Genomic DNA, 23,044 nt, shown 5'->3' on the forward strand with positions numbered 1-23,044 from the left:
ATCAAAAAGTGGAGAAGCTGATGCTAAGCCACTTATGTTTATTCAAATGTTATGCAAAAGTGCTTATACACACTCCTGCAATTTGCTTGCAAAGATACTCTTTTTCTGCGGAATATCTATCATATCCAATCTCTTTTCTATTGTATGTTATACTGTTCCAGCTTTTTATAAAGGGTTGGAGGACTTATTCCGAGCAGTCTTGCCGCCTGCCGTTTGTTCCCGTCCGCCTGTTTCAGTGCCTTTATAATACGCTCCTTTTGTATCTCATCATCAATCAGCGAGAAGTCTGAATTGGCATATACGACCTCTTCGGGCAGTCCCAATGTTTCGGTTGTAATCATTCCGTTCCCTGTCATCAGCACAGCGGTCTGAATGGTCTGACGCAGTTCACGGACATTGCCCGGCCAATTATATAGCTGCAATCGTTCCGTGGCTTCTTCATCCAACCCTGACACGGATTTGTTCAGTTCCGTGTTCATTTTATCAATGAAGAACTTTGCCAACGGCAAAATATCCTCCCTGCATTTCCTGAGCGGTGGCAGTTCTATGACAAACTCCTGAATCCTGTAATACAAATCTTGACGAAACCGTTTTTCTTCAACCGCCTTCTTCAAATCTTCGTTGGTTGCGGCTATAATCCTTATATCGGCAACTTTATCCTGACTGCCTCCGACAGAACGGTATGTCTTGCTCTGTATGGCACGAAGCAGCATCTGTTGCACTTCCATAGGAAGATTGCCGACCTCGTCAAGAAACAGTGTACCGCCATCGGATTCTCGAAAATAGCCGGCTTTGTTATCAGTTGCACCTGTGAACGCACCTTTCTCATGTCCGAAGAGGGTGGATGCAGCCAAAGACGCGGATAGCAGACCGCAATCGACAGCAACAAACGGTTTGTTAGCCCTGTCACTCAAACGGTGTATCTTCTCGGCTATATGCTCTTTGCCTGTTCCGTTTTCTCCCAATATGAGAACGCTGATATTTGTGGAGGCGACCAACCGGATGCGGCGGTCTATGAACTGAAAAGCCTCGCTTTCCCGTTGGAATATGTTTTCTCCATTTGTATTGGCAAGACTCTTCCTTTTGAGTAAGTTACGGATAACGGGCAGTAACTCATCTTCCAATTTCCGTTTGCTGATGTAGTCGTCAGCTCCCGATTTCATTGAACGGACGGCAGTAGGAACTTCATCATAGTCCGTCATAATGAAGAATGGGTTACGATGTCCTGTTTCACACATCAGTCTCAACAGTTCTATTCCGTCCCCGTCAGGAAACCGAAAGTCGGACAGCACAATCTCATCCGACCGGACAGCAGATAGTGCTTTCTTGGCTGCCGCGAAGCTGTATATCTTTTCGATGGCTATCCCTTCCTTTGCCAGAAGATTGCCAACATAATCACAATACACCACATTATCGTCTATGACAATCACTTTTCCCATAAGCCCTCCTTCGTTTTCCGGGCAAGACGGATAATGCAATCGCAGTTATTCAATACGGCTTGCACTTTCTCGTCCAATTCCTCACTTTCATATTGTGGCTTGTGGATTAAGTCGTACAGTTCCCTCAAAGGATAGTCGGCATTGATTAGCATCCACGAACTGCGCAGGTGGTGTATCATATTGTCCAATTCTGCCATATCTTTTTTCTCGTAAGCCTCGCGGACTTCTTCCATTTCCTTTTCCGTTTCAGTGATAAGCCGTTCCAGAGATCCGGCATTATCCCCGTATGCAAGCAGCGGAGACAAATTGATTTCCTGCTTCTGTGTTTTATGTGTGGCACTCTGGGAGATTGTTTCCAGCAGCTCTTTGGCAGAGAATGGCTTGAACAGGCAACCACAGAAGCCTCCAGCAAGCAATTCCTTTTCCGCACTTTTGTCCAATGCCGTAGATACGGCAATAGGAATGGTTCTGGAGTTGCCTATATCCGATGAGCGCAACAGTTCCAACACTTCATAACCGTTCATATCCGGCATTTTCATGTCGGTAATCAACAGGTCATACTTCCGTTCTCGCATCATATTCAGCAGTTCATCGACATTCCGACAAGTATCGCAACCGATTCCATAACGAACCGACATATCCCGTGTCATTGTGAGTTGTACCGGGTCGTTGTCCAATATCAGAACAGAAGTGTCCTGTAAGTTTTTGAAATCATCAAGGATGTCATCTTTCTCGACAAATCCTTCGTCTGCCTTGCTTAACGGAATACATACCGTGAAACGGCTTCCGCTGCCGGTCATGCTTTCCACATAAATCTTCCCTTCCATAAGCGTAACAAGTTCTTTGACGATTGGCAGCCCAAGTCCGAAGCCGTCCTGTGTGGCGGCATTTGTCAGGCGTTCAAAGGGACAGAAAATCTTCTCCCGCTGCTGTTCCGTGATACCGCATCCGGTATCTGAAACTTCAAGTGTAAACACACCGTTTGAGTATGCTGTTCTTAATGTGATGTTTCCTCTTTCTGTAAACTTCACCGCATTGGAAAGAAGGTTACTTCCTATACGGAGTATCATATTCTTGTCCCCGGTAACGATTTCATTTTCACAAGCATCTATATTAAATGCAAGGCTTTTCTTTTCCATCAGCGGCAAGAACTCCCGTCTCAATGTATTCGTTATACACTTCAAACGGAACGGTTGCGGACACACCTGTTCTTTGCCATTGTCCAAACGGAAATAATTCATCAGGTCGCCGAGCATGGACGACATTCTACCGACTGAAAACTGTATTATCTGAATATGCCGTATGCGCTCTTCCGGGTTGTGGTCTGTCGCAATCAATTCTATATTGCCGCAAATGGCAGTCAATGGGGAACGCAACTCATGAATAATGGTTTGCAGGGTCTGGCGTCGAGCATCGAGTAGCTCATCGTTTTCATTCAGACTCCGGTGAAGTTTATTTATCAGCTTCTCCTGTTTTCTTTTTGCTCGTTCTTTCGCCCGGATGTCCCGTTGGATAATCCAATAAGATACCATAAGCAGGATAATGGCACTAATAATCAAGATCGTTACAATTACCGCCGAGCGTTCATACGACTCTTTTATATACTGTTCCTTGTTTTGAAATGCCACTTGTGATTGTTCGTTCAACTCTTGAAGCAGCGTAGATAATTTGCTGTTCAGTTCCTTATTCTGCACACGCAGGCTATCTGTATTGTCGCTTATCTGCTGTTGGCGTGAAATCAGCTGTCTGTTAAGAGCCTGAAGCGAGTTGGACTGCATAGGGACTTGCACGGTTTCCTTAGCCCCGAAGAAACCAGCGATACCTTTCTTCTTACGAGTCACGGTACGGGAACTTGTTGCCTGCTCTGTTACTGTCGGCAACTGTTCCAACAACAAGCTGTCTTGCCGTTGATGGATTTTCATCGTGTGGAACAGATGTTCTTCTTTATTCGCCAACAGAATACGAAAGGTATCAATCTGGTTGAACGAGATAAACTCACTATAATCCCGTTGTAGAATTTGCAAAAGGCTATCAACTTTTTGCCGCCGCAACTGATACTTTTGGTAATCTTCATCATCCCATATAATAGCGGATTCCCCCAAAGTGGCAAGAACCGTAATATGCTGATGGGCTGCATTTATGGTTTGACTTGCCTCTCGAATTTTAACAAAATCTCTTTCTATTTCATTCACTCGGTTACGCTCATGAAACATTGTAGCAGCCATACTACAGATGACTGCTACCAAGATGATGTATCCTATAAGTATCCTATGTTGGAGCAATAATTTCATGTTTCTCAGAAGACGAGTAAGAATTTTTATGTTTTTAATTCTTGGAATTGTCTTTGAACCCTTTTATATGTAGAGGACATCTTATGCATCCCGTTTCTTATCTCCTTTGCTTGAGTATTAACTGCGATAGCGCAAAGATATTTACATCTCTTGTGTTTACTGTTTAATCTGTTTTAGAACTATAACAGTCTTGCAGTTTCGAGCTGAACATTTCTCTCAAGGCTATACGCATCCCATTTGTAAATGATTCATTTATGTAAATAGAATCAGTCGGGCAATGCTTGGTGCACAATTGGCATTGGATGCAATTTTCTTCATTCATCGGCAGTAGGACATCGCTTTTTTGAAAAATGCTCATTGGGCAAACTTTCATACATTTACCACACTTAATGCACGAAGTCGTATTAAGAAATACCACATTGCCGCCTGCTATTCTGCTTTCTCCTTTTAGACGAATGGCAACACCTTGTTCGTATTCAGCGACAGGTGCTTTGGCAATGGAAGAAAGCGGGTTTAGTTTACGTTGTAGTTCTTCTGCAAACAAACGGGCTTTGAATAGGTCATTGGTGTTAGGTCTGTTTTTATTATACCCATTTATCAATACCCAAGGACCTGTTCTGTCAAAGCCCACACAAGAAAATTCACCGATAAGGTTAGCCTTTTGGCGTTTTAGTTTTTCTTTCAGTGTTTTGTGATAGTTTCCAATAAACGGACGGCAACGAGTGGAAAATATAAAAACATTCTTTCCCTGCAATGACAATGCTGAAACAAAACGCTGTAACTTAATATTATGTTCGGCAAAATGAATAGCAGATCCGAAGCCAATCAAATTATACTTTGACAGGTCTATACCGGATGTATCCGTTTCTATTGAAACCAAATCTGCTGAAAGTACTATGCCCATACTTTCAGCAATCTTCAACGTATTTCCACTATAGGTTGATGAATAGAATATAATCGTTTTCATTTTACTTGTTTTATAATTGTTTCCGGTGTTCCTGGTCTGCCGTTCACACCTTTATAACCAATGAAATTTAATGTTGTTGGATCAAAATAGTAAGAACAGCTCCAAAAGACAGATAAAAATCCTGTAAGACTAACTGTAATTTTGTTTGAGTTTATTCCATCAAATTTCTCTGACCCCTTGGCTTCTGCAACCATTGCGTATAGTTCTATATTATCTGGACGAAAACACTCGTATTTAACCGTGCACTTGTCCTTCAATAATATTCCTGCATTATAAGCTATATTTTGATACCAAACATAGCCTTTGCTTACAATCGTTTTAGAAATAGACTTACCCTTAAATTTCCCTACAATCGAGTATTTACCGTTATGCAGTTCTATAGTTAAATCAGTATTTGACGGTTGGCTTACAACATTCCATTTTTCTGTTTGAAATGACTTGTTCATAACATACTCGTGCTGTTCGTTGCCTTGTGTCACAGATAGGTATATTTTTTCATTCGCCCTTTTTTCTTGCCAAATAATTGCAGTTTGTTGCCCATCATATTCGAAAATATAATTTGTTCGTTGAGCGAATATCGGTAATGAGAAAAATAATAAGATTACGGAAAATGGATATGATTTCTTCATTTTATTTTTGACATCAAAAACGTATCAACATAATTTGATATAACACCCTTCAGTTCGACCCATGCTTCCGGCTTACTAAAATCTATTCCGTTGAACATATTATACTGACGAGTAAATAATATGATATAGTTGATTGCAGCGATGATGATAGTTATCGAGAAGTTACAATCTCCACAGGTGCGCCCCAACTTCTTTTCCAATTCCATCTGCAATTTGTGACCGTTCTTTTCTCGTTCTATTTGTATTGCCTTAAATGAGGAATTGCCTGATAATTCCCAAACATATAATTCTTGCATAAGTTGATTGTTCTTCAAATATTCCAGCTGTTTTAATAACACCGCTTTTATTATATCCTGAAGATTGGACTTTGTAGCTTGTTCTACCTGACTTATAAATTCAGAATAAGCAAATGAGTAGAAATCATATTGTTTTGCCCAAGCCACTAACAACCCGTCTAAACCTCCAAAATAGCGATATATTAAAACCTTGTCGCATTGTGCTTGCCTTGCGATGCGATTAATACCAATTTTAGTAAAACCTTCTTCTTCGATAACCTTACTGACGGCTTCGATTAATCGTTTTTCTGTATCTTTTAATTCCATAATCCATTTTGTCACTAATCGGTGACAAAGGTATGTAACTTTCTGGTGACATCAAAGAAAAAAGGAATTTATTTACACTCCAATATAATCTTTTTAATACACGCACATTATGAGAATGCATTAAAGAAAATCAAAGTGGATGTTTTTTCAAATTATCAATTTCTTTCTGTACCCTGTCTAAAAATCGGGAAGCGTGTGCCCCATCCATTTGCGTGTGGTGGAACTGGAAAGAAACGGTTAGTGTCGTTTTCAGCAGGTGGCGTTTGTACTTGCCCCAAATGAGAAACGGATTGTTGAATATTCCGCTGTACATACCGACCGCTCCGTCTATTTCGTATTGTGCCAATGCGGAAGTGCCGATAACCATACTTTCCATTAAGTCATGGTTCGTGCAACTTCCGGCGACTTGCTTTGTCAGTTGCAGGTAATGTTTGTTGAACAGGTCTAAATCATCCGTGAAAGGAATGTCACACGAACTTACTTTGCCCTCTTTGTTGGCGACAATGGTATTTACCGCTATGCTGTCATATTGCATCAGTTTGTCGTCCACGGGGAGCATATAAAACTCCTTCACGCCGGTTGCTGCTTTGCCGATACAGTAGCACATCAGCATATTGAATTTCATTTTTTCTTTTCGGCTGATTCTTACGAGACGTGACACATTGAGTGTCTTAAAGAACGTCACCATTGGCATAGGTGCGTTCATCCACATTTCAAAGGCGTATGCCCGGCTGGTTTCTTTGGGATTTACTTCTTTCATACTTATGCTATTTTCATTTAATGAATTAGGCAGCAAAAGTAGGGGAAGCATTTGAACCCGGATAGAACAAAAGAGACATTTATACAGGATTGGTGAACAAGTCGGAATAAGGATTTGCCACTTTCAATAAAGACATGGGTGTATATCCGCTGAACTTCTTGAACTCCCGTATAAAGTGTGATTGGTCTGCATAACCACTTGCGTAAGCTACTTGTGCTTGGTTGATTTCGCCCGATTGATGTTGCATCTGCTCCAGTGCTTTTTGAAAACGAACAATACGGGTGTATTCTTTGGGATTAATACCTACCAATGAATTGAATAGTCGCTCAAATTGCTTTTTACTTAGGCAGGCGATAGAGGATAGTTCGGTTATGGGTGTTGCGGGAGCAATATATATTTGTTTTATTGCCGCAGTAATTCTTTTAGTCTTATATGTCGCATCAGATAACGTATCTGTAATTTGAGACAACAGCCATTCTTCTATATGATTTATACAACGGTTGTTATCTTCGCAATCGAATATCCGTGCAGCCAGTTCATTCAAATTCGTGCTTTCAATGTCGTAACCTGAAACTTCCTGATTATAAAAGAGTGATGTCGGTACATTCAAGAATGTACTCATGGCATGAGGTTGAAATACGACCACTACCATTTCGATATTTTCATCAGCATACAGATGTGATGAAAAATTAACTTGACCGCTGATAGTTAGTTTGTTTTGTGTGGTATTCAGTTCGGGAATATACAAAGGTTTTCTCTTATGAAAGATGATTTGAGGGCAGCCAATAGGAAAGGTTAAGGTATTAAGAAGCTGGTTGCTTTTGAATACCCAATAATACCTGACGTAAGGTTGCAATAACTTACAAGGTTTGTAAAACTTGAACTCATCTTGAATCATTCTGCAAAGGTAGTAATTATCGTGCTGATAACTAAGTAAACAAGGCTTAAACATCTTATGCTCTTGAATATGAAACGACTGCATCGTTATAATAATACAGTCGTTTCTATGATAAACTCAGATTTTAACTCCTTTTGATCGGTTTTCGTCCTTAATATAAAGCCCGGGATGTCCGTTTTGCACATTTTCCTCATTTGGCTTAACTTGTTGTACATTATTCTCCTTTTCAGTGACTTCGGGAGTAGGTGGAGCCAATTCCAACTGAATTTTGCGGTCAAGGGCGGCAAGTTCCGACTTCAATCCTTTCAGTTCATCCTCCTTGCGCCATGTCTTTCCGGCAACCTCCTGCAATACGGGCAGGTTCGTTTCGTGGGTTTCGTTCTTTGCCTTGTACTGCTCCACAATCTGCGGTATGCGTTCCAATGCGTTGAGAAAGTTCATTGCCGCCGCTTTCGTATCAGCCATAGCCACCTGACCGTTGTTATACCGGTATTTGTAATGCCCCTCCACGACAAAACGGTTTTGGGTAGCCGAAACGCCGTCTTTCAGTGTCGGTTCGCTGATGACATATATCGGGAAACCGTACAATTCCCCGACACGGGCATACAGCCCTCCCGTTGTGGCGTTCTTGGCAATCTCCTGCAATCTTGTACCGATACTCTTCTCGTCCGTTGCCGTCAAGCCGTCCAGCGTGATACGGTTTATCTTGTTGCCGTCCTTGTCAGTTTCGGCACGGGAGAGTAGGGTATTGTAGTCCTCCGTCATTTTCTCAATGATGACCTTGTTGTTGGCTATCTCCGTCTGAAGACCGTTCAACTTTCCTTCCGCTTCCGCCCGTGCTTTGGCGAAAGATTTCCTTTCACTCTCCAAAGCCGCAATCTTTTTCTCCAATTTCGCCTTGTCGAGCAAGTCGGTATTCCCTGACAGGATAGCCATATATTCCGAGAAGTTCATACCGGACTTCTCATCCATAGCCCCCTCGTCAATGGTACGTGCGCCCATAGCCCCGCTTTTAAGCTGGCTGATGAAAGTCTGCTTGCAATGCAGCAGGTTGAACTTGTAGCTGTCAAGCGACTTCGATACGGCATAAATGATAACATCCACTTTGTTGCCCGCGAACAGCTTGGCAACCTCGTTACCTTTCCGCACGGCACGTCCGTCCCTCTGTGCAAGGTCGGACGGACGCCACGGCGTATCAAGATGATGCACCGTAACCGCCCTCTGCTGTGCGTTCACCCCCGTTCCGAGCATACTCGTAGAGCCGAACAGTACCCTGACACTGCCGTCGTTCATGGCACTGATGACCGCCTTTTTCGCTTTCTCCGTCTTGGTTTCCTGTATGAAGCGTATCTCATGTGCGGGAATACCGTAATCCTCTATCAGTTTTCGTTTAATCTCGCTATACACGCTCCATTGTCCCGGCTGGTAAGTCCCTAAATCCGAGAATACGAACTGTGTCCCTTTCTGTTCATCATATCTGTGATAGTATTCGGAAATCAGCTTGGCGCAATGGCTCGCCTTGTTGTCGGGATGGTCTTCGTAATCGGGACTTATCATTCGCATATCCAATGCCATCTTACGGGCATAGTCCGTAGCGATGAGCATCTTGGCTTTCTCTTCGGTTTCCGACAGTTTCTCCCTGCCGAGTATCGTGGCATCGCCCGACTTGGCAAACTCCATCAGCTTCTGTATGAACTCTTCCTGCTGCGGTGTAGGCGGAATGTCATGCAGTATCTCGTTCTTTTCAGGACGATCCACGCCCACATCCTCCGCCGTGCGGTAGTCCGTTATCTCATTGTAGAACATAGCCAACTCCGGCACTTTGATAAAATAGCGGAAGCGTTCTTTCTGAACGATGTTGTTAGTCACATTAAATTCAAAATCGGTTGTCTTCTTAGCAAAAATAGCAGCCCACGCATCAAAGCAACGAATATCCTGCCTTTCCAACTCTTTCGGACGAAGGTACTTGAACAGCAGGTACAGTTCCGTCAGCGAGTTGCTGATGGTCGTACCCGACAGGAATGTAGCCCCCAAATCCTTTCCCGACCGTTCCTGAATGGTGCGGATGGCATAGAGCATATTGAGAGCCTTCTGGCTTCCTTCCTGATTGCCCAACCCGGCGACACGGCTGTGCCTCGTGTTGAACATCAAGTTCTTGAATTGGTGGCTTTCGTCCACGAAGATATGGTCGATACCCATCTGCTTGAAATCCGCCACATCGTCCGTGCGGTGTTCTATGGCGTATGCGACCTTTTCCAACTTGGCGGCAAGGTTGAACTTACGCACCTCCAACCCCTTCAGCACGGCTCTCGAAATATCCTTTCCCTGCTTTTTCAGCACTTCGAGGTTTTCTTCCACCGTGTCCAACTCCGCCTGCAAGATACGCTGCTGTAATTCGGGGGATTGGGGAATCTTTCCGAACTGGTCGTGCGACATGATCACGCAGTCGTAGTCGTTGTTCTTGATGTTGTTGAAGAACCTGACACGGTTGGCGGTAGCGAAGTCCTTCTCCGAGGCATAGAGTATCCTCGCATGGGGATAAGCGGTGCGGTAGCACTCCGCAATCTCAGCCACATTCGCTTTCAGACCGATAATCATCGGCTTATGCACCAGCCCCAACCGCTTCATCTCATACGCCGCCATGCACATAATCAATGTCTTGCCCGTGCCCACCTCGTGGTCACAGATGCCGCCGCCGTTCTGTTTGAGCATCCAGACGCAATCCTTCTGGCTGGCATAAATCTCGTTTATGTTGTACCGTCCGGAAAGGGCTTTGATGTCCAAGTCCGGAAAAGTCTGGTGCGAGCCGTCATACTGCGGACGCACGTAGCAGTTGAACTTCCGGTTATACATATCCGACAGCCGTTTCTTGAACTCCGGCGACTGCGCTTCCAGCCAATCGACAAACCCGCTGCGGATTTCGTCGATCTTGGCATTGGCAAGCTGTATGGCTTCGCTGTCCCGCACCTTGATGTCGTTCCCGTGGTCGTCCTTGCCGATACTCTTGTAAATGTCCGGCACGGTGTTGTGCAGGGCGTGTTTCAGGAGGTTGATGCCGTCATACCGCTTGTAATATCCCTTCACGGCGAACTGCTCGTAAATCTTCATATTCCTGTGGTCGCACGAGACGGTAAACTCGTCTATGCTGTCCACGTATGCGATTTTGATGTCCACCCCGTATAGGTATGACATATAGGAAGAATAGATGCCGGTCGGTATCCAACGCTCTCCGAAGTTGAAATCCAACTCTTCAAAAAGGATGGGTTCCGGTGTAGCGTCTTGCAGGGCTTTGAGCGACTCTTCGGCGGCAGGCAACATCGGGTGTCCTTCTTCGTTATCCTTGTTCTCCTGCATCCAACGGGACACCGCTTCCGCTTTCTGTACCACGTTCCCGGCTATGAAACGGTCTTTAATCTCGTAACATTCCTCCGTCGGGTTGTAGTAGATACGCCCCTTGAGTGCTTCGGTCAGTTCGTCTTCCGTATTGCCGCACAGCCCGCACATATACTCTAAATTCACATTCCCGTAGCGGTTTAGCGAAGATACGAGTGCTTCCTCCGGAGTGTCCACGCTCACATTCTCTTCCGTCGAGAATGATACGGGACGATTGAAGATGTCCGCCTTGACAAACAGACCGTTCTCCCCACGCTCCAACGAAAGGATGTTCCGCCCGGAGGCATCCATCATAATCAGCGTGGAGTTCTGTTTGGCGTTGAGGTTGCCGTAACGCATCACGAACTCGTCGTAATAGGTGTTCAGGTTTTCACGATGCCGGGTGTGTGCCGTCCGGTTTTCCGCTTCATAGGCATACAGCCGTTCATAGGAGTTCCGTAACGAGATATACAAGTCAGCTTTCTCTTTCTGCAATCCTTGCAGGTCGAGCGGATGGAATGTCGCTCCGTATGGCGTAATGCCTTTCAGATAGCCTATAGCGTATGCTTACCGTGTTTACCCTGACAAGCGAGCCTTCTTTCAGATGCGGTTCCATAATGCCGGTGAACGGGCGGGGCAGCATTTCCTCCTCGTGTCTGCGTTGCCTCTCTTCCGGCGACAAAGCCGCCTCTTCATCCCGTATCTGCTTTTCCACTTCGGCAATGCGGCGTTGATGTTCCGCCTCAAATCCGTTTTCTATTGGATAAACCACCTGTGCCGTTTCCGTTGGAATCTCCTGCCTTGCTGCCGGTTCTTCGTCGAAGACAAGAGCCTGCTGCACAGCCTTTGCCTCCCTTGTCCGCTGCCGGAGTCGTGCCCTGCCTTCCACGCCAAGCCCCATCATCGCCTCATAAAAGCCGTTGATGGGCGGGTTTTCGTCCCAATCCAGCGAGGCATAGATGGCTTCCTGATGTACCTCTTCCTCCGTCATCATACCTTTATCGGGCGGTTCTTGTCTTGTCGGTAGTGTTTCAACAGGTTGGCGGTTGAACAGACCGGATGCCTCCGGCTTCTTTTTAGGACTGACTGCATTTTTGCCATTGTTTTTGTTGCTTTTCTTTTTGAATGGCTTTGATTCCATCTGCCGCCGTTCTTCCGTCGTAAAGCCGAACAGGTCGTACAGGGTCATCACGGGAGCTTCGATTTCCGGTTTCTCATCCGCATGGACAGTCGGTTTCTGTTCTTCCGTTTTTTCTGGAGCCGGATTGTTTTTCACTTCCACGGTCTGTGTTTCCTGCCGTACCGTTTCTTCCGCATCGCGGATGCCGCCTGAATACAGCCGCATAACCAACCGCTTATGCAGGTTATCGTCAAGCAGTTTATGCAAGTGTTCCGCTATACCCTGTACTCCTCCCTCATGTTCATAGACCATTGCAGGCTTGCCGTATGGGTCGGTGTCCAATTTCGATTTCGTACAGACTATCTGTTCCTGATGCTCGATGAAGTAACGCCCGGTATTGACCCCGTGCAGTGTCCCCGTCTGCGTAAACAGTTTCTCGTCTTCCGTCAGTCCCTCTTTCCGGGTATCCTTTTGCAGAATAATCAGGTCGCTGCCCACTTCCGTGTTGGCGTTTTCGGTAAAGAGGTTGTTCGGCAGACGGATGGCGGAAACAAGTCGTGCCTCTTTCAGCATTTCAAGCCGTACCGGTTCGTTGCGAGGGGAGTTCATTACCCCCTGCGATGTAAGGAACGCCACGATGCCGCCGTCCCTTACCGTGTCGATACCTTTCAGGAAGAAATAGTTGTGTACGGCTTTCTGTGCCATCTTGCGTGTGGGGCTGTCGCTCATGGCAAATGCAGGGTCGAAGACCGCCACCTCTCCAAACGGCACATTGGATATGGCAAGGTCGAAAGTACCGTTGAACGGCTTTTCTATCTTTTCAAATCCCGACACCCGTATCTTGTCTTCCGGGTAGAGGTGTGAGAGAAGCCTGCCTGTCAACAGGTCTTTCTCAAATGCCATCACGTCCGCCTGCGGCGAGTGTTCCTTGACGGAAGATATGAACGCACCCATCCCCGCCGACGGTTCAAGTACCTTCGACGGGGTTACTCCGTAATCTTTCAGTACGGAAACAAGCGTGTCCGTTATCTCTTTCGGGGTATAGAAAGCCGTCAGCACGGAGGCTTTCAGAGAATCCATGTACCGTTTGTACTCCATGGCGCTGCCGCTGTTGTCACGGATGAGCTTATGAAGTTCCACGGTCATGGAAAACAGTTCGAGGTCTGATTTTGCCCAATGGACGGCATCCGTCAGTGCAGTGGCGGGATTGAGGATACATTTCAATCCGCCGAAACCGCAGTATTGTTCCAATACAGCACGCTCTTCGGCTGTCGCCTTGCGATGCTCTTTCTCCAACGTGAACGCCGTCCGTATCGCCTCGATGTTCCCCCTCAGTTTTTCCTTGCGGTTAAATGCCATGTTCGTCGAGGTAAACGGCTATCGTTCCGCTCAGTTCCGAATAGAGGCTGTCGTATTCCGATGACAGGGCAAAATCATCGGAAAGCGGATAACCGGAAAAAGTTTCTTTGAGTCGGGGCAACAGGACGAGAGCCAGCCTGCGTACCTTTTCTGCCGGTACATTCGTTCCGAACTCGTTTTCAAGAATATCGATGACGGTACGGAACTCCGAGAAATGAAGTCCTTGCAGCAGGGCTTTCATCGCCAGCTCCTGCGCTCCCTCCACGGAGTAGCCGACGAGCCGCGCCTGCTCGAAAGTGTCGGCGGCAAGGTCTTCCCTTACTGCCATAAAGTCTTTGTCAGAGGATTTGTCGGGATGGTTCTCTATGAGATATTTTTGCAGGTATAATCCGTAATAGGACAGTTCGACCTGCCGGTTCTTTTGTTTCATCTTACTTTGGATTTAGTGGAATTATTGAATTGTTGCTGAAAGCGGAGGACGAGGAAGAAAAAGGCACTCAACGTCCCCGTCGAGTGCCACCACTAAATCCATAGTAAAATAAGCGTATCGACCTTTTAACAGGAAAACAGTTTATTCCTATGAATCAGTGGCAAAATTACTCAATTATTTTCTTTTTCTTCCCGGTCTTCCTGATTTTTCCTTCTTTTTGGGAAACTCGAAAACGGTGTTGAAGTCCCCGTCAAAGGAGACGATGGCACTGAACGGTTTGCCCTGCTTGCTCTTGAAGCCGTTTAACAGCCCCGTGTGCCCGTTGGTTATCAGTTCCGTCATATCCTTGTCGGACAGGGTCTTTCCGGCAATCTGCCGGAACAGGGGCAGAGAACAGGCAGGGTTGTCGCACCGCACCACCTTTCCGTAGAACTGCATACGTCCCGTGCCGCATTTCGGGCAGCTGCAACCGGAGTCCTTGTGCCCGAAAATCTTGTCGCAAGAGAGCAGTTCGGTTGTAATCTTGCGGGTATAGGCTTCAATATCCCTCATAAACGCTTCGGCAGGAAGTTCTCCACGCTCGATTTTGGCAAGGGTGGCTTCCCATTCTCCTGTCATCTCCACATTGGCGATGTCCATCCCCCTGACAATGGAATAAAGGGCAAGCCCCTTTTCGGTTGGCACGAGAATCTTCTTGGAACGCACGATGTATTCACGTCGGAGCAGTGTTTCGATGATGGCGGCACGAGTGGCGGGAGTGCCGATGCCGCAATTCTTTATCGCCTGACGGACTTCCTCATCCTCTATCTCCTTGCCGGCGGTTTCCATAGCCGCCAGCAGGGTCGCTTCCGTGTGGAGCGGTTTGGGTTTGGTTTTCCCTTCCGTCAGCGAGCATCCGATAATAGGAATCTCGTCCCCTTCATTCCATTCGGGCAGCACCGTCTCTTCCTCTTTCTCACGAAGGACACCGCGCCATCCGGGTTGTCTGATGACACAGCCCTTTGCAACGAACTCTTCACCGCAGGACTCGGCTTTGATGGTGGTCATGTCCTTGATACATTTTTGCGAGAAAGCCTCCAGCATACGGGCGACAATCATTTCATAGAGGGTGATTTCCTCTTTGGCGAACAGGAGCGGTTTCACTCCGGTAGGCAGCAGTGCGTGGTGGTCGGTCACTTTCGTGTCGTCCACGCTTCGACGGGTGAGTTCCCTCATCTGTCCGGCAACGGCACTCCATTTCGGGTTTTCCTTCAATCCTTTCAACAGGACAGGAATATCGGCAAACACATCTTCGGGAATATACCTGCTGCCTGTTCTCGGATAGGTGATGAGCTTCGACTCGTAGAGTTTCTGGACAATGGCGAGTGTCAGCTCCGCCGTGAAGCCATGCTTCGTGTTCGCGTCTTTCTGAAGCGAAGTAAGGTCATACAGAAGCGGTGTCTCCTGTATGGTCTCTTTGCGTTCCACGGAAAGGACGGTAGCCGTCTTGCAGTCCTTCAACCGGTTATATACTTCGGCTGCTTCGGTTTTCACTTTCCATTTTTTCACGGACGAGAATTTGGCGATGCTGTCCGCATCGCTGCCTTGTGCCGTGAAATGGGTCTGGAACACGTCTTCGGGGACAAAGCGTTTGTTTTCCCAGAAACGGGCACATACCATAGCGAGCGTGGGTGTCTGCACACGCCCCACGGAATAAGTACCCCGCCCGGCAGCGACGGTCAAAGCCTGCGTACCGTTGATACCCACGAGCCAATCGGCTTCACTGCGGGATTTGGCGGCAAAATAGAGGTTGTCATACTTGCTTCCGTCTTCCAATGCCGCCAATCCTTTGCGGATAGCTTTATCGGTCAGCGAGCTGATCCAAAGACGGTCAAACGGCACGGTACAGCCGATGTAGTGGTACAGGTAACGGAATATCAGTTCCCCTTCGCGACCCGCATCCGTCGCCACGATGATACGCTCGCTCTCGTTGAACAGTCCGGTAATGACCTTTATCTGCTTCATCACCCCGCTGTCGGCTTTATAGCCTTTCTCCGTGCGTACCTGTCGGGGCACGAGGGTGAACACTTCGGGGATGACCGGCAGGTTGTCCCTGCAAAATCCTTTGATGCCGTAACCGTCAGGCAAAGCCGGTTGCACCAGATGCCCGAAAGCCCATGTCACATAATAGCCGTTTCCATGCATATAGCCTTCTTCCGGTTTTGTCGCGCCCACGATACGGGCGATTTCACGAGCCACGCTCGGTTTTTCTGCAATGATTGTCTTCATATTCTTTTATATTTACGATGGATTTAGTGGTGTTATTTTTATAATCTCTGACCTTTGGGCTTGTTCTGCTGACGCTGCTGCCTTTCATTGGCTGGGGCGGTCTGTCCCTGCTGCAACGGTTCCTTGACGTGCTTCGTGGCTTCGTTGGTCTTGCCCTCGTTGTTCACGGCTATCTGGGTACGGCTCTCGTTGGACGGGGCGACCTTCTGCGCCGTGTCCGGATTCGTGTCGTAACGGAACGGACGACCTTTCTCGTGGTTGAACTTGACGTATATGGTGGCAGGATTACCGTCTTTATCAGGTACTTTTTCTAATCTTATGGTCTTGCCGGAGATATAGTCCGCCTTTTGTTGTTCGTTGAGCTCGACTCCTTTCCATGTACCAATGGGCTTGATGTTGCCATCCTCATCCATCCAAGCACGACCTTTTCTTTTTCCCTGCTCTTGATCTTGTCCATTTCTTTGCCCTTGTCGCTCTCCCTGCCAGATACGTGCGTTTCGCGGCACGAACTCCACGCCTTTGTCTATGGCACTGACTTGCAGGATGGCGGGGAACTTGCGTCCGTTTGCAAGCTCTATTTCCTTGCGGACATAGCCTCCGCTCTTGAGCAGTGCCTGTTCCGTTTCGCTGATTTCGGTCTTGCCGATCTTGTCCGTGATGCGTACCTTGTTTGCCGGCACGTCCTCAATCTTGTTCGTAAAGCGGTCAATGCTGATAAAGGAGGGGATAATCTCTCCCGTTTCCTTGTCCACCAAGTCCACGACACGACCGAGGTTGCCTGTCTGTTGGAGTGCTTTCTTTTCTTCATCCGTGAAGGTGTGTCCCTTGTGCGGTTCATCCAGCCGGGCTTCCTTACGCACGAAGTCGGGAACAAAATCCACGCTGCCGTCCGGCAGCCTTTTGAGTTCCAGCCGTGCGCCGAGTTCCTGCCTTTCGCCCAAGACCTCCACACGCACCGTCAGGGGTTCGGACTTCCGGTAGTTGAGCATCTTATCCAGACTTTTGGACGCCACAAGATCGTCACGGGTCAGTCCGTACTGCGCCTCGAACTTGTTCCAATCAATTTTACTCTCGTCAATGGGCTGATAGCCTCTTTTTTCTGCCGGGGTCTCCTGACCGTTTTCCGGCTGTCGGTTATTTTTCTGCATATTCTCTTCGTTGGGGGTTTGTTGATTATGGTTGTCTTGCTTCTCTTCTTCCGATACTGCCCGTGCATATTCCGAGGTGTCCACCTTGTGCGGGGCGAGCAGTTCCGCATTGACGACGGGGTCTTTCAGAAGTTCTTTCATCGCGTCGATGAGCTTGTCAGCCTGTTCCGCCGCAATCCGGTAGAAGCCGAAGCGGTAAGGCTCTTTGCACTGTCGGTAGAAGTTCTTGAAGAAGTTGTCTATGACATCGCCGTGCCGGTCAAATGTCATGAAGTCTTTGGTGTTCTCCGCTTTGGCGGGAACCCGTTTGGGAGTGCCGTCCGCGTTCAGTCCGGCGACAACGCTGATTTCGCCCGTCTTCTCGTCACGGACAATCAGCACATCCCTTTCATCTGTCTTTTTTGCCATACTGGTCTATTTTTTAAGTGATACATTGATACGGGCTTTGAACTGCCCGATGTTTTCTTTTTGAAAGTCCTTCATGTACTTGGCTATGAAGTCCAGCACATCGGATTCCTTGTAGTAGGTCTTGTGCCAGAGCAGGTGGTAGGCAAGCGCACCGTTGCTGCGGTAGCGTTGCAGGGAACGCTTGCTTACCTGAAGCAGCAGGCACAAGTCCTGATTGTCAAACAGCCGCTCGCCGTCCAAGAGCTTGACCTCCTTCAAATCCGTGGGAGCGTTGCTGCCCGTCAGCGAGGCGATGAGCCGCTCGTGCCTGTCAAGGCGGTCGAAGACCTGCCGCATGAACTCCCGGAATGTTTCCTTGTCCAGTGTATCCATAGGCTTTACTTGTCGGTTTCATGGTTACGGGACTTGCCGTTCATACGAGCCTTGTAGTTGTGTTTGAACTCTTCCAGCTTTTCGGGGTTGCCGATGATGAGACCGTCTCGGACAAAGCGTTCCACCTCTTTGAGATGATACCGGCAGTTGTGCCCGACGACGGAGTAGGCGATGCGTCCGGCATCACGCATACGTTGCAGGGTGCGTTGGCTGACATTCAGCATTGCCATCACCTGACGGGTCGTGAGCCACACGTTTGTCTCTTTCGACTGTTCTTCTTTCTGCTTTTCCTGTTTCTCGATGTAGGAGGATATTCTTTCAATCCGTCCGACCAGTTCCTTGTAGGCGGAACTTTCCAATGTTACGATTTCCATACGCTTTATTTTTGATTACGGTGCAAAATTCCGAAGAAGTCGGCAAGCGGGCTCGGTAGGTACGCATACGGTACGTGAGATTTTCTTTTCCGCTGTCCCCGTTGGCTTGCCGTGACTGTGCCAAAGACAGCCGCAAGACGGGAAACGGGCACGGCAACCAGACCCACATTGTACTTTTGCGCAAAACTCAAAATCTGAAAATATGGAAGTAGTGATTATCGAAAAGAAGGCTTTCGAGGCGTTGCTCGCGGATGTGGCAACGCTTATGGGAAAAGTGAACGTGCTGTCGCGCAAATGCAATGACAGACGGTTGTCAAACTGGCTGGACGGGGAAGATGTGTGCCGTATGCTGCGCATCAGTCCCCGTACCTTGCAGACCCTGCGGGACAACAGGCTGATTGCCTGCTCGCAAATCAACAGGAAGTTCTTTTACAAGCCGGAAGAGGTGGAGCGGATTTTACCGTTGGTGGACTGTTACCGACCCAAGAACGAGACATAGACAGAACAATATAAACCCACTAAATCCGAAGTAATATGAATGAGAATGTATTGACAGCGGAAAGCGAGCCATTGGCAACGCTTCTGCAAGGCATCAGAAAAACTGTAAAGAAGGCGGTCAGGCTGACCGCCGAATACCGTCCGCCACTGAACGGGGAACGCTACCTGACGGACAAGGAGGTGGCTGAACGGCTGAAAGTAAGCCGCCGGACATTGCAGGAATACCGCAATGCAAGATTGCTGCCTTTCATTGTATTCGGTGGCAAAGTCCTCTATAAAGAGTGCGACATCGAAAGGCTGCTGGAAGGAAACTACCGCAAGGCGATACGGTAAGACAAAGGCGGACAACCCTCAAAAGTTGCCCGCCTTTGTCATGCTCCGGTTTAACAGATGAAACCGCTTCGCAAATGCAGGAAGATGGGCGGTTGTTCCTTTGCCTCCGCTGTCGCTTTCCGTACCAGCCATTTGCGGACCAAGGCTGTATAATAGGTGTTGAAGCGATAGGCAAGAGGAACGATAAGTTCCATATTGAACACATCGAGGTTTACACGCCCGTCGATACGGACGGTACGGCATACCTCGTAGTCGTTCAGAATGTCCGTTTTCAAAATACCCCGTATGGCATTGTTTACCGATGCCGCCGTAACATTGAAAAGGTCGGCGATTTCTGCCGCACTCATCCAGATATTCTGTCCCGTAACGAGGATTGATTTTCCTTCAATTCTTATAATATCCCGTTTCATGATGCGTGCTTGTTTAGATGGAGTTAATAGTGTATTCTTCAATGCCGTCCAAGCGTGCCGAAAGGTTGTCCATATCACGGTTCAGCCTTTCCTTTGTCATTTTTGCGTACACTTGCGTGGTGGTTATGTTCTTATGTCCCAATATGGAGCTTACAGTTTCAATGGGGACACCGTTGGTCAGGCACACTTCCGTAGCCATCGTGTGCCGGCTCATGTGCCAAGTGATGTGCTTCTCTATGCCGCATCTAGTGGCTACTGCCCTTATGCCGTGCAGACAGGTCACATAGTGGGGAACGGTGAAGATTTTGCCGTCTTCACGAAGTCCTCGATATTTGGCGAGTATCTTTAATGGTATATCCAGCATTTTGATGTCTGAACGGACACCCGTCTTTTGACGGTTAATTGTTATCCAGAGATGTTCATCGAAATAGGTGCAGATGTTTTCTTCGGACAGGTTTCTCATATCACTGAATGAAAGTCCGGTAAAAAGATAGAAAACTATCAATGCAGCCAAAAGAGGAATACGGCAAACAAACGGCAATTCGTTGTAATACAACAAAATTGCGTTGTTTTGCATAGTTGGGTAAACAGCAAACACGGGTGGAATAACGAGCCTGTTCAGCTACCAAGTCATTACCTGTTTTCATTTCATTTAGATGCAGTCTATCAGGGGCTAAACTGTCAGCGAAAAGGATTTTTCATCCGGGAACCGCCCTTTATCCGGCAGATTTAACCCGTCCGGTTTTGATTGCGCCGTTCTGCCTGATTCTCATACCGTTCAACAGGCGAAATATGAGTAAAATTGCAATCAAAAAAAGTAACGCATGAAAACAGAAATGAAAGTGCTGCTCTACATCAAGCGCAGCGGACGGGACAAGGACGGCTTTTCTCCGCTCATGGGAAGAATATCCGTCAAGGGGAAGGTCAATTCCATCGCACAATTCGCGTGCAAGTTCAAAATCGATGTGCGGTTGTGGAACGCCACAGCCCAACGCTGCACAGGCAAAAGCAAGGTGGCGACAATGGCAAACAGGGAGATAGAGCGGGTACTGCTGTTATTACAGAAACGGTTCAATGAACTTTCCGACATCAAGGATGTCGTGACGGCAGAGGAAGTCAGAAACGTGTTCCAAGGTCTGGCTGAGACACAGGACACCATCATGAAACTCTATGTGGAACATAACAGCGACTATGCCCTGCGTGTAGGGGTGAACAGGGCGGTAAACACATTTTACCAGTACCGGAACACCTGCCGGATACTCGGCGCGTTCCTGAAAGAGAAGTACCATGTGTCGGATATGCCCGTCAAACAGTTGGATGAGAGTTTTATCGAGGCGTTTGACATGTATATGCGCACGGTAAGGCGTTTCATGCCCAGAACCATACTCGGACATATCAACCGCCTGAAAAGCGTGATGATGCTTGCCGTGTTCCGTGGCATCGTCCCTTTCAGCCAGTTCAAAGGCTATGCGCCGCAGAAACCCGCTTTCAAGCAGATGTACCTGACGGAAGACGAGCTTGACAAGTTTGCGAACACGACTTATGACACCCCCAACCGTAATTTCACGAGGGATATGTTCCTGTTCTCGTGCTGGACGGGTATCTGCTATTGCGACATGAGAAGTCTGACAGCCGCCAATCTGGTGAAAGCGGAGGATGGCAGTATGTGGATTCATACGGAAAGGCAAAAGACGGGCACCCCCGAATGTGTACGGCTGATGGAGATACCTTTGAGCATTATCGAAAAATACAAGGGTATGGACGGTAATGGAAAGCTCCTTCCGATGCTGACCAAAGAGAGCATGAACAGGCATCTGAAAAAGATGTCCGTGATGTGCGGTATCAACCGCCCGATCTCATTTCATCAGGCAAGGCATACCTTTGGAAGTATCATTTGTCTGTCACAGGGGATTCCGATAGAAACCGTCAGCAAAATCATGGGGCATCGGCATATCACTACCACGCAGCGATACGCAAAAGTCACACAGGACAAGATAGACAGGGACGTGGATTGCCTGAAAGATGTCATCGGGGGTAAGTTCTCCTTGTCGGGCATCGACACCGCCCCTTCGCCGATTCTGAAAGACTACAGCCGCCGGAAAGTCAATCCGAGCGTGAAACAACGGGAGTACATAACTAAAATGATGGAGGAATAAGCCATGCGAAGCACATTCAAACTGTTGTTCTACATCAACCGCCAAAAAGTAAAGAAAAACGGCAGATGCCCCATAATGGGACGTGTCACCCTTGACGGGAAGATAAGCCAGTATTCCACCGGGTTGGAAGTAAATCCGAACTTATGGGACGCAAAGGAGGGAAAGGCATTTGCAGACGGGCGCAAGACCGGAAACATCACCGGCGAAAAAAGAAATGAGTTGAACAGGCTGAACTCATTGCTGGAGGCGTTGGAGGAAAAAGCGAAGTCCGCCTACAGGAAGAACGTGGACTCTTACGGTTTCGTTTCATCCGAAATCATCAAGAACGCCATTACGGGAAAATCCGATGTCAAAGAGACATTGCTGTCCCTGTTTGACGAGCACAACGAAGAATACGCCAGACGTGTGGGCATTGACCGGACAAGGCATACCTATATCCGCTATCTGACCACACGCAAGCATATATTCAACTTTTTGAAGTACAAGTATGATTTGGAGGATATTCCGCTTCGTTCACTGACGATGAAGTTCATGACTGACCTCACATTTTATTTCTCGACCGTATTGCGGTTGAAAGTGTCCGCCTACAATGACTATCTTATCCTGCTGCACAAGATGACACGGCTGGCATTGAAGAAGCATATACTGAAACGGGACCCGTTTGCGGGGCATAAGGTAGAGAAAGTAACTGTAAACCACCGCCACTTGGACAGGGAACAGTTTGAAAAACTGCTCAATGCCCGACTGCCCACCTACCGCCTGTGCCACACACGCGACCTGTTTGTCTTTTCGGTGTTTACGGGCATCGGAAGAGCTGACTTGGCGAACCTGACGGAAGACAACATCATCACGAAGGAAGACGGTTCCAAATGGATTCACATCGCACGGCAGAAGACCAAGGCTGAGTGCCATATCAAACTTCTTGACATCCCTCTCCGCATCATCGAGAAATACAGGGGTGAAGGCAAGGACGGAAAATTGTTCTTCGTCCCACAAACCAGCAGCTTGTGCCGCAGCCTTAAAATCATAGCCGAACAGTGTGATTTAGGATGCCATTTAACATTCTACATGAGCCGGCACAGTTTCGCGACCCTTATTTGTCTGAGCAACGGGGTTCCGATAGAAACCATCAGCAAGATGATGGGGCATTACTCCATACGGACTACCCAGATATACGCCGGTGCGCCCAGAATGGTCGCTTAATAAATAC

17 protein-coding genes and 2 pseudogenes are annotated in these 23,044 nt (G+C 47.6%); 4 read left to right on the top strand and 15 right to left on the bottom strand.

Going from position 1 to position 23,044, the window contains the following annotated elements; genetic code table 11:
* Window positions 1-137: 137 nt before the first annotated feature.
* From HMPREF9441_RS03135 to HMPREF9441_RS03200, 13 genes and pseudogenes are all read right to left on the bottom strand, one after another.
* Window positions 138-1,439, bottom strand: coding sequence for a sigma-54-dependent transcriptional regulator (locus tag HMPREF9441_RS03135; protein WP_008617911.1), 1,302 nt, complete (start codon window positions 1,437-1,439; stop codon window positions 138-140).
* A complete protein-coding gene (locus HMPREF9441_RS03140) occupies window positions 1,427-3,730 on the bottom strand; it encodes a hybrid sensor histidine kinase/response regulator (protein WP_008617912.1) in 2,304 nt (767 codons plus the stop codon). Before HMPREF9441_RS03140 ends, HMPREF9441_RS03135 begins: the two co-directional genes overlap by 13 nt.
* 163 nt (window positions 3,731-3,893) lie before the next feature.
* Window positions 3,894-4,697, bottom strand: coding sequence for an EFR1 family ferrodoxin (locus tag HMPREF9441_RS03145; protein ID WP_008617914.1), 804 nt, complete (start codon window positions 4,695-4,697; stop codon window positions 3,894-3,896).
* Complete coding sequence (locus HMPREF9441_RS03150; protein WP_008617915.1) at window positions 4,694-5,326, bottom strand: hypothetical protein; 633 nt, start codon at window positions 5,324-5,326, stop codon at window positions 4,694-4,696. Before HMPREF9441_RS03150 ends, HMPREF9441_RS03145 begins: the two co-directional genes overlap by 4 nt.
* On the bottom strand, window positions 5,323-5,928 hold the full coding sequence (locus HMPREF9441_RS03155; RefSeq protein WP_008617916.1) for a TetR/AcrR family transcriptional regulator: 606 nt from the start codon (window positions 5,926-5,928) through the stop codon (window positions 5,323-5,325). Before HMPREF9441_RS03155 ends, HMPREF9441_RS03150 begins: the two co-directional genes overlap by 4 nt.
* Window positions 5,929-6,058: 130 nt before the next feature.
* On the bottom strand, window positions 6,059-6,688 hold the full coding sequence (locus HMPREF9441_RS03160; RefSeq protein ID WP_039864841.1) for a CatA-like O-acetyltransferase, family 2: 630 nt from the start codon (window positions 6,686-6,688) through the stop codon (window positions 6,059-6,061).
* 79 nt (window positions 6,689-6,767) lie between these two features.
* Window positions 6,768-7,586, bottom strand: coding sequence for a helix-turn-helix transcriptional regulator (locus HMPREF9441_RS03165; RefSeq protein WP_039864844.1), 819 nt, complete (start codon window positions 7,584-7,586; stop codon window positions 6,768-6,770).
* A 117-nt stretch (window positions 7,587-7,703) separates the two neighbouring features.
* Window positions 7,704-13,437 (bottom strand): annotated as a pseudogene (locus HMPREF9441_RS03170) (N-6 DNA methylase).
* Window positions 13,427-13,867, bottom strand: a complete 441-nt coding sequence (locus HMPREF9441_RS03180; protein ID WP_008617924.1) for a DUF1896 domain-containing protein — start codon at window positions 13,865-13,867, stop codon at window positions 13,427-13,429. The pseudogene HMPREF9441_RS03170 and the gene HMPREF9441_RS03180 overlap by 11 nt, the downstream one beginning before the upstream one ends.
* 174 nt (window positions 13,868-14,041) lie before the next feature.
* A complete protein-coding gene (locus HMPREF9441_RS03185) occupies window positions 14,042-16,135 on the bottom strand; it encodes a type IA DNA topoisomerase (protein ID WP_008617926.1) in 2,094 nt (697 codons plus the stop codon).
* A gap of 38 nt (window positions 16,136-16,173) precedes the next feature.
* Window positions 16,174-17,691, bottom strand: a complete 1,518-nt coding sequence (locus HMPREF9441_RS03190) for a DUF4099 domain-containing protein (RefSeq protein ID WP_008617928.1) — start codon at window positions 17,689-17,691, stop codon at window positions 16,174-16,176.
* Between the two features lie 6 nt (window positions 17,692-17,697).
* Entirely contained in the window at window positions 17,698-18,063 is a 366-nt protein-coding gene (locus tag HMPREF9441_RS03195; protein ID WP_008617930.1) for a helix-turn-helix domain-containing protein, read from the bottom strand.
* A 5-nt stretch (window positions 18,064-18,068) separates the two neighbouring features.
* Window positions 18,069-18,437 carry a helix-turn-helix domain-containing protein gene (locus tag HMPREF9441_RS03200; RefSeq protein WP_008617936.1) on the bottom strand — a complete coding sequence of 123 codons (369 nt, stop codon included), beginning with the start codon at window positions 18,435-18,437 and terminating at the stop codon, window positions 18,069-18,071.
* A gap of 202 nt (window positions 18,438-18,639) precedes the next feature.
* Between HMPREF9441_RS03200 and HMPREF9441_RS03205 the strand changes: the two genes are divergently transcribed.
* Window positions 18,640-18,936, top strand: coding sequence for a helix-turn-helix domain-containing protein (locus tag HMPREF9441_RS03205; protein ID WP_008617941.1), 297 nt, complete (start codon window positions 18,640-18,642; stop codon window positions 18,934-18,936).
* Window positions 18,937-18,971: 35 nt separating this feature from the next.
* Complete coding sequence (locus HMPREF9441_RS03210) at window positions 18,972-19,268, top strand: helix-turn-helix domain-containing protein (protein WP_008617943.1); 297 nt, start codon at window positions 18,972-18,974, stop codon at window positions 19,266-19,268.
* A gap of 50 nt (window positions 19,269-19,318) precedes the next feature.
* Here the strand turns inward: HMPREF9441_RS03210 and HMPREF9441_RS03215 are convergent, their stop codons facing one another.
* Window positions 19,319-19,678: a hypothetical protein gene (locus HMPREF9441_RS03215; protein ID WP_008617945.1), complete on the bottom strand. Its 360-nt coding sequence runs from the start codon at window positions 19,676-19,678 to the stop codon at window positions 19,319-19,321.
* A 13-nt stretch (window positions 19,679-19,691) separates the two neighbouring features.
* Window positions 19,692-20,183, bottom strand: a pseudogene (locus HMPREF9441_RS03220) (site-specific integrase); the annotation flags it as partial.
* Window positions 20,184-20,502: 319 nt separating this feature from the next.
* Here HMPREF9441_RS03220 and HMPREF9441_RS03225 point away from each other — a divergent pair.
* Together HMPREF9441_RS03225 and HMPREF9441_RS03230 are read left to right on the top strand one after the other, a co-directional pair.
* The gene (locus HMPREF9441_RS03225; RefSeq protein ID WP_008617948.1) at window positions 20,503-21,834 is read left to right on the top strand and encodes a site-specific integrase; all 1,332 of its coding nucleotides are present in this window, start codon (window positions 20,503-20,505) and stop codon (window positions 21,832-21,834) included.
* Between the two features lie 3 nt (window positions 21,835-21,837).
* Complete coding sequence (locus tag HMPREF9441_RS03230; protein WP_008617950.1) at window positions 21,838-23,037, top strand: site-specific integrase; 1,200 nt, start codon at window positions 21,838-21,840, stop codon at window positions 23,035-23,037.
* The last annotated feature ends 7 nt before the right edge of the window (window positions 23,038-23,044 follow it).

This window comes from Paraprevotella clara YIT 11840, from assembly GCF_000233955.1.
Lineage (GTDB): Bacteria > Bacteroidota > Bacteroidia > Bacteroidales > Bacteroidaceae > Paraprevotella > Paraprevotella clara.